Source organism: Vicinamibacteria bacterium, from assembly GCA_035620555.1.
In the GTDB taxonomy this organism is placed as follows: domain Bacteria; phylum Acidobacteriota; class Vicinamibacteria; order Marinacidobacterales; family SMYC01; genus DASPGQ01.
Window position 1 is genome coordinate 1 of sequence record DASPGQ010000270.1, and the last position, 12,339, is coordinate 12,339.

General features: G+C 64.3%; 8 protein-coding genes. 5 read left to right on the forward strand and 3 right to left on the reverse strand.

Features of this window, described 5'->3' with window-relative positions:
* The 3 genes from VEK15_11070 to VEK15_11080 form a co-directional block, all read left to right on the forward strand.
* Window positions 1–536: FtsX-like permease family protein (locus VEK15_11070; protein ID HXV61226.1), on the forward strand; the 536-nt coding region annotated here is incomplete at its 5' end.
* 97 nt (window positions 537–633) lie between these two features.
* On the forward strand, window positions 634–2,715 hold the full coding sequence (locus VEK15_11075; protein HXV61227.1) for a protein kinase: 2,082 nt from the start codon (window positions 634–636) through the stop codon (window positions 2,713–2,715).
* A gap of 27 nt (window positions 2,716–2,742) precedes the next feature.
* Window positions 2,743–5,160 carry an LpqB family beta-propeller domain-containing protein gene (locus tag VEK15_11080; GenBank protein HXV61228.1) on the forward strand — a complete coding sequence of 806 codons (2,418 nt, stop codon included), beginning with the start codon at window positions 2,743–2,745 and terminating at the stop codon, window positions 5,158–5,160.
* A gap of 235 nt (window positions 5,161–5,395) precedes the next feature.
* On the opposite strand, the gene VEK15_11085 is transcribed toward VEK15_11080, so the two are convergent.
* Window positions 5,396–6,130 carry a tetratricopeptide repeat protein gene (locus tag VEK15_11085; protein HXV61229.1) on the reverse strand — a complete coding sequence of 245 codons (735 nt, stop codon included), beginning with the start codon at window positions 6,128–6,130 and terminating at the stop codon, window positions 5,396–5,398.
* Here VEK15_11085 and VEK15_11090 point away from each other — a divergent pair.
* Both VEK15_11090 and VEK15_11095 read left to right on the forward strand, forming a co-directional pair.
* Window positions 6,129–7,775, forward strand: coding sequence for a D-aminoacylase (locus tag VEK15_11090; GenBank protein ID HXV61230.1), 1,647 nt, complete (start codon window positions 6,129–6,131; stop codon window positions 7,773–7,775). The genes VEK15_11085 and VEK15_11090 overlap by 2 nt on opposite strands.
* Window position 7,776: 1 nt before the next feature.
* Complete coding sequence (locus VEK15_11095) at window positions 7,777–10,410, forward strand: GH116 family glycosyl-hydrolase (GenBank protein ID HXV61231.1); 2,634 nt, start codon at window positions 7,777–7,779, stop codon at window positions 10,408–10,410.
* Between the two features lie 69 nt (window positions 10,411–10,479).
* Here VEK15_11095 and VEK15_11100 read toward each other — a convergent pair whose 3' ends face one another.
* Window positions 10,480–11,838, reverse strand: a complete 1,359-nt coding sequence (locus VEK15_11100; protein ID HXV61232.1) for an amidohydrolase — start codon at window positions 11,836–11,838, stop codon at window positions 10,480–10,482.
* Window positions 11,795–12,339, reverse strand: a 545-nt coding sequence (locus tag VEK15_11105) for a hypothetical protein (GenBank protein HXV61233.1), incomplete at its 5' end; no start/stop codon positions are given. The genes VEK15_11100 and VEK15_11105, both read right to left, overlap by 44 nt.

Here is a 12,339-nt window from a genome sequence, read left to right on the forward strand (position 1 = left end):
CCTCCTCGGTCGCGGGCGAGGAAGCGCTCGCTAGCCAGCTCGACGCCGTCCAACGAGAAGTGCGCGCCGTCGACTCGCGGCTACCGATTCTGACCCTCGAGACCATGTCGATGTTTCTCGAAGAGAGTATGGCGTTGTGGCTCGTGCGAGCGGGTGCCCGGATCTTCATGCTATTCGGAGGCGTGGCGCTTCTGCTGTCCATCATCGGAGTCTACGGACTGAGAGCGTATAGCGTGGCCCAGCGCACCCGAGAGCTGGGGATCCGAATAGCGCTCGGCGCCAGTCGCGGCCAGGCCCTATGGCTCGTTCTGAGCGAAGGGCTGCGCTTGACGGCGCTCGGGTGTTTCGTGGGTTTCCTGCTGGCGGTAGCGCTCGCGAGAGCGCTGAGCAGCTTGCTCTACGAAGTCGAGGCGCTCGACCCGCTCATTTTCCTGCTCGCGCCCACGGTTCTCATCGCCGCTTCGGTCTTCGCCTGCCTCGTTCCGGCACGCCGGGCGTCCCGCATCGACCCGCTGGTCGCTCTCAAGTACGAGTGAGGCTGGCAGTCCTCACGTCATGGGGTCGAAGCGCGAGCGACCACCCTATGACCCATCGCTGGTTGACTTCCTCTCGAATGCGCCTATGCTTTGAGCCGTGGTCGGTACTTCTCTAGCGCATTACCAGATCGTCGAAAAGCTCGGCGCTGGCGGTATGGGCGAGGTCTTCCGGGCCACCGACACCAAGCTCGGGCGAGAGGTCGCTCTCAAGATCCTGCCTGCGGAGATGGCCTCCGATTCCGAGCGTCTCGAGCGGTTCCGCCGCGAGGCGAAGGCGCTCGCCGCGCTCGATCACCCGAGCATCGTGACCGTGTTCTCGGTCGAGGAGTCGGAGGGCGCTCACTTTCTGACGATGCAGCTCGTAGAAGGAGAAACCCTCGAGCGCCTGCTCCCCGAGGGAGGGTTCTCTATCGAACGGTTTTATCCGCTCGCTCTGCCACTCGCCGATGGACTCGCGGCGGCGCACGAGCGCGGTGTCGTCCATCGCGACCTCAAGCCCGCTAACCTCATGATCACCGCGGACGGGAGGCTCAAGATACTCGACTTCGGACTCGCGAAGATGGGGCAGCTCTCGGCGGCGAGCTCCGAGCTCCAAACCGATCTCCAGACGCGAGAGGGCGTCGTGATGGGCACCCTGCCCTACATGTCTCCGGAGCAGGTCTCGGGCCGATCCGTCGATCATCGGAGCGACATCTTCTCCCTCGGCATCATTCTTTATGAGATGGTCTCCGGACGAAGACCCTTCGCCGGAAGCTCCACCGCCGAGCTCGCCTCGGCCATCCTGCGCGATCGGCCACCGTCGATCGCGAAAGTGCGGACCGATCTGCCGGAAGGCCTCGCCGCCGTGATCGAACGTTGCCTGGAGAAAAGGCCGGAGGACCGATTCCAGTCGGCGCGTGAAGTCTACCAGACCCTTTCGAAGTGGCAGACCGGCTCACCATCGAACACCCGTCGCACGGACTCCGCCGCAACGCGCGCCGAGGAGGGATTCTGGATCGCGGTCCTTCCCTTCAAATATCGCGGCACGGATCCCAACCTGGAGGCCCTCGCGGAGGGGCTCTCGGAGGACATCGTGACCGGTCTGTCGCGATTCTCGTACCTCCGCGTGATCTCGCGAAGCTCGACGCTCCAATACCAGAACGAGGCTTACGACGTTCGCTCGGTGGGAAGGGAGCTGGGCGCTCGCTATATTCTGGAAGGAAGCCTGCGCCAGGCCGGACCGAAGCTTCGTATCGCCGCCCAGGTCGTGGAGGCGAGCTCCGGGGCTCACCTTTGGGCGGAGACCTACGATCGCTCTTTCCGCTCAGAGGATCTCTTCGATCTCCAGGACGAGATCGTGCCCCGGATCGTCTCTACCATCGCAGACGCGCACGGAGTTCTCCCGCGCACCGCGAGCGCCGCACTCCGGGGGAAGAGCCCCCAGGAGCTCAGTCCTTACGAAGCCGTTCTGCGGAGCTTCGGCTACATGGAGCGGATCGACGCCGAGGAGCACGCCGCCGTACGGATCTGCCTCGAGGAAGCGATCGCGAAAGCCCCCAACGACGCCGACTGCCTCGCCTGCCTCTCGACGTCCTACGCGGAGGAATACAAGCACGGTTTCAACGCCGGACCCGACCCTCTCGGTCGCGCGCTCGAGATGGCGCGTCGCGCGGTGCAGCTCGCTCCCGCCAATCACCTCGCCTATTCCGCGCTGGCGGTCGCTCGTTTCTTTCGACGTGAGCTCGAGGACTTCCGAAATGCCGCGGAGCGGGCCATCGACCTGAACCCGATGGACGGAGACTCAAAAGCGTTCATGGGGATTCTCATGGCTTACGCCGGCGACTGGGAGCACGGCGTCCGGCTGGCGGAATCGGCCCTCGAGCTGAACCCGCATCATCCCGGCTGGTACCGGTTCGGCTCGTTTTTCAACGCTTACCGGAAGAAGGACTATCGCGGAGCACTCGAAATCGCTCGGAAGATCAACATGCCGAGCTACTTCTATACTCATGCGGCTCTCGCTGCGGCCTACGGGCAGCTCGGCGAGCCCGAGGCGGCCCAAAAGGCGCTGGGCGAGGTCTTGGCCCAGGTACCCAACTACGCCAAGGTGGCGAGAGCGGAGATGGCGAAGTGGCACGGGACGGGCGAGCTCCTCGACGACTTCATCGAGGGGCTCCGGAAGGCTGGGCTCGCGATCCCGTGACCACCCCATTCGGACAATAATCGGCTCATGGTTCGCATCGCCTCTTCCGTTCTCATCCTGTCTGGCCTCGCCGCTGGCGCAATGGCCCAGACCCGGCTGGAATTCCACATGCTGCCGGCGGTTTCGACCGGACCGCTCGATCCCGACTGGAGTCCGGACGGAGCGTTCATCGCGTTTGCGATGCGGGGCGACATCTGGAAGGTTCCCGCGAACGGGGGCGAAGCCGTGGCTCTCACCGAAGGCCCCGGTTACTACTATGAGCCGAGCATCAGTCCCGATGGAACCGAGATCGCCGTTGTCATCGAGGTCGATGGCGATTTCGAGCTGGGCCTCATTCCAACAGACGGTGGAACGGTTCGTCGCCTCACGCACCGCGAGGGACTCGATCTTCAGCCGAGCTGGTCCGCAGACGGAACGAGCCTCTATTTCACGAGCCACCGCGAGCGCGACCTGGACATCTACCGTTACGACCTGGCCTCGGGGCACACCAGCCTCGTGGTGAGCCGTCGCGGGCACGACTTCCATCCCGCGGTATCCCCCGACGGGACGCGGCTCGCTTTCGTCTCGCCGGTCGAAGGCCGGCTTGGAAGCGGCGGGATCTGGGTCATGGCTCTGCCCGAGGGCGAGCCCGAGCTCGTGCATTATGAAGAGACGAGCTACCGGCCGAAGCCAGCCTGGTCACCCGACGGCACCAGGCTCGTCTACATCTCGGACGCGGCGGGCTCGAACGACATCGCGGTCATTCCCGCCACAGGAGGCAATCGGATCCGGCTCACCGAAGATCCCCTGGACGAGCTCGACGTTACCTTCAGCCACAACGGCTCGCGAGTTGCCTTCGTTTCGAATCACGAAGGGCCGACGCTTCTGTACACGCTTTCGTCCGACGGCGGCGCGCGCTCGGCGCGGAAGCGTGTCGCCATGCCGTCTCGGCGCGCTCGCGTGGCCACCGGACGGTTGCGAGGGAGGGTTGTCGCTCATGACGGAGAGACGACTCCGGCGCGCATCCTGCTCAGGGCGAGCGACGGTCGCGCCTACGCGGAAGACGGCGGATTCCAACGCTTGAGCTGGACCACGGGGACTCATTATTTCCATACCACCGGGACGTTCGATGTCGAAGTCCCGGCCGGCGAGGTCGCGGTCGAGGCGATGCGCGGTTTCGAGTTCGTGCCCGCGGGAGCTCAGGTGGTCGTCCCTGCCGGAGGCACGATCGAGGTCAGCCTCGAGCTCGATCGACTGATCGACGCCCCCGCCGAGGGTTGGTACTCGGGCGACACCCATACGCACGATCTACACGAGGGCCGTTTTGGACTGACTCAGGATTCGTTCTTCGCCCAGCTCGTCGCCGACGACGTCCATGTCACGAACGCGCTGATCCACATGGACGGTACCAAGCTCATGGGTCGCTGGACCGATCTCACGGGAGAGCCCGATATCCGCTCGACGAAAGACCACATCCTTTATTACACCCAGGAATTTCGTGGCTCGTATGGCCACGTGGCGCTCCTCGGGCTCGACCGCTTCATCATGCCGCTCATTGGCGGTGCGCCGAGTACGCCGTACTCCGCGGACGTCCTCAAGCTCCGCCACCTCGACGCCGCTCGCGAGCAGGGCGGCATCGGCGGCTTCGTGCATCCCTATAACGCTCCGGTCGGGACACCGTCCGAGGCCTCGGCCGCAGATATTCCCGTGCATGTGGCGCTCGGTCGAGGAGAGTTCTTCGACGTGATCTCCATCGCATCGCTCGAGCAGGAATCCGCGGCGATGTATTACCGGCTTTTGAACTGCGGGTTCCGCATCGCGGCGTCCGGCGGCACGGACAACTTCTCCGACGTCTACCGCGATCCTTCGGGTGGTACGGCGAGAACCTACGCCCATATCGAGGGTCCGCTGGAATACCGCGCCTGGCTCGAGGCGGTGAAGGCGGGCCGGACGTTTGCGACCAGCGGCCCGCTCCTTTTTCTCACGGTCGATGGGAAGAGTCCGGGCGACACGATCGAGCGGGGCGAGGGCGACCCGGCCGCGTTGAAAGCGACTCTGCGCGTCTTCTCGATCGCGCCACTGGAGAAGGTAGATATCGTGGTGAATGGCGAGATCGCGCGGAGCTTTCCGGTCGAGGCGGAGCGGAATCGCGTCGAGCTCGAGACCGACATCGAGCTATCGACGAGCGGCTGGGTGGCGGCCCAGGCGATGGGTCCTCCGAGCAAGTACGTTGGAGACGCCTTTCCGTTCGCGCAGACGTCGCCCGTCTACGTCGTGCGAGGCGGCGCCGGCTACGAATCCGCCGAGGACGCCCGCTTCCTTCTCGCCACGGTGGATGAGCTATGGCAGCGGGTGCAGGCGAGAGACAGCTTGCGCACCGAGGAGGAACGACGCGAATATCGCGACGCCATCGATCGAGCCCGTGCCGTATACCGGAGCATCATCGCGCGAGCTGAAACTCGCTAGCCACGTCGTGCTTCCGCGGGCGGCCATTCGGGCGCCGCTAGTCCCAGAAGCCAAGCCCACATACTGCGTGAGCGACCCAGATAAGGAATGAGGCGTGGCCAGAGCGCCCGGATCTCGTCCGAAGTCGTGAAGAGCCACACGTCGCGAGTGTTCGCCTCCCGCAGTACGGCGCCCATCCAATAGGCCCTCTCTTCGATGTTTTCTGACGCGAGTCGCTCCTTGAGTCCGCCCGAGGCTATTGGGACAGTTGTCGCAACATCTCCTTCGCTCGCTTGGCGAGCGCGCGATGGCTGCGTTTCAGATACTTCGGAGCGTAGTCGAATTCCTGAAGCGCGGTTGTGAGCTGGGTCTGGGCCTCGGCCCGGTCTTCGGCGAGACCGAGGTAGTGCGCGTAAGCGACCCGGTGCGGCATGCGAGGGCTCAGCTTCACGAGCTTTCCGAGCGCGGCGAGGGCTTCGTCCCGCTGATTCGACTCCCAAAGAGTTTGGGCGAGCTTGGCGAATCCGTCGTAGTGGTGATAGGCCGGCTCCAGCTCGACGAGCTTTCGCAGAGGCGCGATCGCGCCGTCCAGGTCACCAGCCCCGATCCGGCACAGCCCCAAACCGTAGAGCGCGTCTCGCGAGGAGCTATCGCTCTCGAGAACCTGGGTGAAGAGCGCGCTGGCTTCCCCGAACGCGTCGGCATCGTGCAGCGCCTGCGCAAGCCTTACTTTGTTATGGAGGCTCGGCGTCTGTTCCGTGTGATAGCGGAGCTCCTCGATCGAGGCAGGCTTGTCGAGGAGCGCACCAAACGGCGCTTTGAGCCAGGCGAAATCGGGGTCGTGGATCTTGTACTTGAAGAAGTAGAACCACTCACCGAAGGGCATCAAGATGACCCAGTACCAGTAGCGCGCGATTCCCGGGCGGCCGATCGCATCGACCAGCATCCACAGACTGAAAGCGGATTGCAGAAAGAACAAAACGCCGGGCATGTCGGGGATCCTTCGAGATGGGATCGAGAAAAGGAGCTTCTTTCATGGTAAGGACGGCAATCGATACCGTCAACCGCTCTCCTCGAGCAGCCTGCCGTTGACAGTATCGGCCCGTAAGCGTAACGTCCCGCACATGCGGATGGCGTCGGTTCTCCTGATAGCGGTACTCGTCGCCTGCAATCCACAGTCCCCTCCCCCATCCGGTTTCGTAATCGTGGGAGCGTCCGTTCTGGACGGGACCGGCGCGGACGCGCGGAACGTGAACGTCGTCGTCGAAGGCGACAGCATTCGAGGGCTGGTCGACGAAGTCCCGTCCGGCTACGAGGCATTCGACGCCGGCGGCCTGACTCTTGCTCCAGGGTTCATCGATACCCACAGCCACGGCGACCGACAGATCGAGACCCACCGGGACGCTCTGGCGGCCGTCAGCCAGGGCGTGACGACACTCGTGAGCGGACAGGACGGGGGCTCGATGTTCCCTCTCGCGGAGCTCTTCTCCAGACTCGAGCGCGAGCCCCCGGCGGTCAACATCGCTTCCTTCGCCGGACATGGCACCTTGAGACGCGAGGTCATGGGTGAGGACTTCCGTCGGCCCGCGACCGAGGCCGAGGTCGAGGCGATGAGGCAGCTTCTGACCGAGGAGTTGGTTGCCGGAGCGCTCGGGCTTTCAAGCGGTCTCGAGTACGACCCCGGCATCTACTCGGAAACGGGGGAGCTCGTCGTGCTCGCCCGCGAAGCGGCGGCGTTCGGCGGAAGCTACATCAGCCACCTGAGGAGCGAGGATCGCGACTTCTGGAATGCCGTCGACGAGATCCTGACGATCGGACGGGACGCGAACCTGCCAGTCCAGATCTCCCACACCAAGCTCGCCATGCGAGCTCACTTTGGAAAAGCGGGCGAGCTTTTGCAGAAACTGGACGAGGCACGTGCGGCGGGTGTCACGGTCTTCGCCGACATCTATCCGTACACCTACTGGCAATCGACGCTTACCGTGCTGTTTCCCGAGCGCAACTTCGACGATCGCGACGCGGCATCCCTGGCGATCACCGAAATCACCTCGCCCGAGGGCATGCTGATACCCGTCTATCGCCCCGAGCCCTCCTACGCCGGGAAGACCCTTGCCGAGATCGCGTCGATTCGGGGCACCGACCCCGAAACGACGCTGATGGATCTGATCCGCATGGCGGAGGCCGCGCGCGCGCGGGGTGAGACGGATGTCGAGAGCGTCATCGCCACGAGCATGGAGGAGGCCGACATCGAAGAGCTCATGAAGTGGGAGCCGATGAGCTTCTGCTCCGACGGAGCGCTCGAGGGGGCACATCCGAGAGGATATGGTTCTTTCCCTCGCGTTCTCGGCCGCTACGTGCGGGAACGTGGTGTCCTGAGCCTCCCCGATGCCGTGCGCAAGATGACATCTCTTCCCGCCACGCAGATGGGGTTCGCCGATCGGGGGCGGATCGCGCCCGGAATGAAGGCGGACCTCGTGCTCTTCGATTCGACTACCGTCATCGATCGGGCGACGCCCGATGACCCGCATGCCATCTCGGAGGGGATCCACAAAGTCTGGGTCAACGGAGCTCTCGTTTACTCCAACGGGAAGACGACCGGCGCTTTTCCCGGACGCGTTTTGAAACGAGGGAGCTGAAATGGAGAGACGCGACGTTCTCAAGCTCTTGAGCGCGGCGCCATTCATCGGTCTCGGCCGCCAGCAAGCGGCGAATCGTGCTCCGCGAAACGAAGCGAGCGTCGGGGAGCACGTCTGGCGTGTGTTCGAGGAGCCGTTTCTCTCCGAGATCGGCTTTCCACTCGGAGGAATTGGCACCGGCACGGTCTCCCTCGGCGGGCGGGGTCAGCTTCGCGACTGGGAGGTCATGAACGAGCCCAACAAGGGCGGAGACCCCGAGAATACTTTCTTCGCACTCTGGTTTCAGGCGGACGGGAGGGAGCCCAGGACCATGCTGCTCGAGTCCGAGCTCACGCCTCCTTATCGCGGCGCTTTCGGTATTCCACGCGCCGGTATGCCCGGCATGCCGCGTTTCCAGAGGAGCCGCTTCCTCGGATCGTACCCCTTCGCACGCGTGGAGCTCATCGACGAGCGCGTTCCCCTCGATATCTCTCTCGAATGCTTCAACCCTTTCATTCCAGGCAACGAAAAAGACTCCGGCCTTCCTCTCGCCGTCTTCTACTGGCATCTCACGAACCGGCACGAGCGCACGGTGCAGGCGACGGTGATGGGCTCGCTCCAGAACTCCGCGGGTGGCGACCTGCGCGGCGGGAACGTCAATGCCTATCGTAACGAGAGGTCCCTCAAAGGGATCTCGATGACGACCACACGGCTGGCCTCGGACGATCGGAGATTCGGAAGCCTCGTGCTCGCCACGCTGGCCAAAGACACCACCTTCCAGACGAGGTGGACGAGGGGCGAGTGGTTCGACGCCCAGAGCCTCTTCTGGGACGACTTCGGGAGAGACGGTCGCCTGGATCCCGTGATCGAATCCGACGAGAGCCCCGACGGCAAGACCGACATCGGCTCAATCGGCGGCATCGTCCGCCTGGCACCCGGGGAAACGGCAACCATCCCCTTCTTGATTACCTGGCATTTCGGTAACCGCCAGAATTACTGGGTGAACGAGATATTCGGCTACGAGCCGAATCGCGGCGGCCCGATCATCGGCAACTTCTACGGAAGCCTCTTCGAGGACGCCTGGGCCGTCGCCACCTATGCCGCGGGGGAGCTCCCCCGCCTCGAACGCGAGACACGCCTGTTTCATGACGCGCTCTTCTCCACGACGGCGCCCGCCGAGATTCTGGATGCGGTCTCGAGCCAGATGTCGATCATCCGGACGAATACCTGCTTCCGCGCGAGCGACGGTAACTTCTACGCGTTCGAGGGTACGGGTGACGACCACGGGTGCTGCCCGTTGAACTGCACCCATGTATGGAACTACGAGCAGGCGCTCGCTTTTCTCTTCCCCGCGCTCGAGCGCACGATGAGGGACGTCGACTTCGATCGCAACACGGACGAGTCCGGGTTCATGGTGTTTCGCACCCGGGTGCCGCTCGAGACGGAGAAGTGGGATTTCCCCCACGCGGCCGCGGACGGCCAGATGGGCACGATCGTCAAGCTCTACCGCGAGTGGCAGCTCTCGGGCGATCTGGATTTCCTGAAGCGTCACTGGCCGAAGGCGAAGCTCGCCCTGGAATTCGCCTGGAAGGATTGGGATCCCGATCGCGACGGCGTCACGGAAGGCGTTCAGCACAACACCTACGACATCGAGTTTCGCGGGCCGAACCCGATGATGGGGGCCATCTATTTGGCCGCCCTTCGCTGTGCTTCGGTCATGGCTCGCGCGGTGGGGGACGAGAGCACGGCGACGAGCTACCGCGACCTCGAACAGCGCGGGCGACGGCTGCTCGACGAGGAAACCTGGAATGGTGAGTTCTATGTGCAGGCTTTCGAGCGTGCGCGCGAGGAAAAATACCAGGTCGGGGCAGGCTGTCTCTCGGATCAGATGCTCGGCCAGTGGATGGCCCATGTGGTGGGCATGGGCTACGTCCTTCCCCAAGAGCACGTGCGGAGCGCCATCCGATCCGTTTACCGCTACAACTTCAAGGAGACGCTGCGCGACCATTCGAATCCACAACGAATCTTCGCCCTCGGTGACGAAGCCGGACTCCTGCTCTGCTCCTGGCCGCGCGGCAGCCGGCCGCTTCTCCCCTTCGTCTACTCCGACGAGGTCTGGACCGGCATCGAATATCAGGTGGCCGCCCACCTGATCTACGAGGGCATGGTGGACGAAGGCCTCCGCATCGTTCGCGCCGTTCGAAGCCGCTACGACGGGGAGCGGCGCAACCCGTGGAACGAGGTGGAGTGCGGAAATCATTACGCCCGCGCCCTCGCGAGCTGGTCGCTCTTGCTCGCGCTCTCGGGGTTTCGGTACTCCGGGCCCGAACGTGCCATCGCCTTCTCACCGAAGAGCGAGGCGGGACGGTTCGTGACCTTCTGGTCGGCGGGGACGGGTTGGGGTGTCTACGAGCAGGAGAGGAGTCAGACGGCGATCGATGCCTCCTTGAGATACCTCTATGGGGATGCGCTCACGCTCGAGCAGGTCTCGATCTCGGCCAGCCCGGGCTCGGAAAGCATGAACGCGAGAGTGACTCTCACCGGCTCGGAGATTCCCGCGGACACGAGTATCGAGGACGGCGCCTTGCGGATTCGCTTGCGCTCCGCGGTCGAGATTTCGCCCGGAAGCGCGCTTCGTATCGAGGCGACGACATGAATCGGGGGCGCCTCCGCTGAGCGTCCGTCGACCAAACGGAAGCGGGAATTCCCCGATTCGGCCCGAGACTCACCGCGGCTCCTTGCTCTCTCCTGAGCGCGGGCGTGGAAGGAAATCGAACGGCCCTCGCCCTTCGGGTAGCGGCGAACGGTAGGGTTTTCCGGCCGTCTCTCGTTCGAGCTCCCGCTTCACTCTCTCGAGAGTCTCCCCATCGAGCATCAATTCGAGCGCCGTCCTCACGAGGGTTCTCGCGGCAAGCATCATGGCCTCTCGGGCAAGGCGCGATCTTCCCGAGTCGTTCCACGCGCGGCTGTGAGACGGCGTCCCTTCGGGAAAGGCCTGCACCAGAAGGCCGCCTCGCGGCGTCACCCAGCTCGCCTCCGCGGTGTCGTCGCTGATAGGAACGGGCTCATCGGTGAACGACAGCGGGATGTGCCCGTCTCCCAGATTCCGATCGAGGATCTTGGAGAGCTCCCGATTGATGAGCCAATGCCGCGTGGAAGAGAGAACCTGTATCTCGAGCTCGGTCTCCGTCCGAATCGCGACTTTCCGAGCGAGCTCCTCCACGTCGGATCGAATCCGATCGACGGCGGTGCGATCCCGGGCATGGAGGAAATACCAGAGGACCGCCCGCTCGGGGACGACGGAAGGTAACGTGCCACCCTCGAGCAAGACGTGATTCACGACCGCGGGGGCGGGCCAGTCGACGCGCGCCTCGTCGACCGCGGAAGACAGCTGAAGAGCGGACGCCAGGGCGTTTCGTCCTTTCTCCGGGGCGTCGGTGGCGTCGGAAGCGAGACCTCGGAACGAGAAGCGCACCGAGTCCATCGCGAGCCCGCTTCGGCCGATGACGGTGGTCACCGAGGAGGGATGCCAGAAGAGGAGAGCGTCGACGTCGTCGAAGGCTCCGGCGCGAACCATATACACCCCGCCGTGGTAGATCTCTTCGGCCGGCGCGCCATAGAAACGGATGGTTCCCGGGACACCCTGGCTTGCGATCGCTTCACGGAGTGCGAGCGCCGTACCGAGGTCGCCGGCGCCGATCAAGTGGTGCCCGCAGCCGTGCCACGCCGGCTCGTCTCCGGCTCCAGCGAGGGCGTCCAGGAGCGCGACGACGGCGATGACGGGCTTCCCCCTTCCGTACTCGGCGACGAATGCCGTGGGGAGCCCCGCGATCTCGGTTCGAATCTCGAATCCAGCCCGCGCGAGCTCCGACTGGAGATAGGCGGAAGTTCGTATCTCGTGATGGGCCGGCTCGGCCATGTGCCAGAGTCGGTCGGCCACCGAGACGAGGAAGGGCTCGTTCCGCGTTAGCCAATCGCCTGCGAGCTCCTGGGGGCCGGCCTCGCCCCTGACGGCGAGAAAGAGGAGCGCGGCGCAGAGACTAACGTTCCGCTTCGTAGGTGTAGCCGCGGCGAGCATGGACATCGACCCCCCTCTCTCTGACTTTGACCTCGAGCCGGTGCCAGCCTTCCCGAACGGGTTCCGGCGGACTGTACGACAGGATATAGCGGGTCTTCATCTCGGCGAGGATCTCGAGGAAGAGCTCCTGCAGCTTTTCGAAAGACGTGGCTTCGAGGAGCCGCCCCCCACTTTCCTCGGTGAGCTCACGGAGAAGACGCGTGCGTGCCCCGTGAGTCCGCCGCGACGATACCCAGCTCTTTCGGCCCACGTCCGATCTCAGATCGGGCATGACGGGAGGCTCGCCGCGGGCGATGGCATAGATCACCGCGTTGGAGCGTTTCACGAGAGGCAGCATCTGCTCCGAGCCGAGCCAGCTATAGGTGTCGTTCTCATCCAGGCTCTCGAGAGCTCGAACCGCATCGTGCCAATCGTTCACCCGATAAGGATTCTCCAGCCGGAGAACGGCCCCGGGGGGATCGCGCTCTCCCAGTACGACGAACGCGCAGCCGTCCGGCTGGAGCGACA

Coding starts and splice junctions, on each gene's coding strand:
- VEK15_11080 (HXV61228.1), top strand. CDS start 2,743: ATGGTTCGCATCGCCTCTTCCGTTCTCATCCTGTCTGGCCTCGCCGCT.
- VEK15_11090 (HXV61230.1), top strand. CDS start 6,129: ATGTCGGGGATCCTTCGAGATGGGATCGAGAAAAGGAGCTTCTTTCAT.
- VEK15_11085 (HXV61229.1), bottom strand. CDS start 6,130: ATGCCCGGCGTTTTGTTCTTTCTGCAATCCGCTTTCAGTCTGTGGATG.
- VEK15_11095 (HXV61231.1), top strand. CDS start 7,777: ATGGAGAGACGCGACGTTCTCAAGCTCTTGAGCGCGGCGCCATTCATC.
- VEK15_11100 (HXV61232.1), bottom strand. CDS start 11,838: ATGTCCATGCTCGCCGCGGCTACACCTACGAAGCGGAACGTTAGTCTC.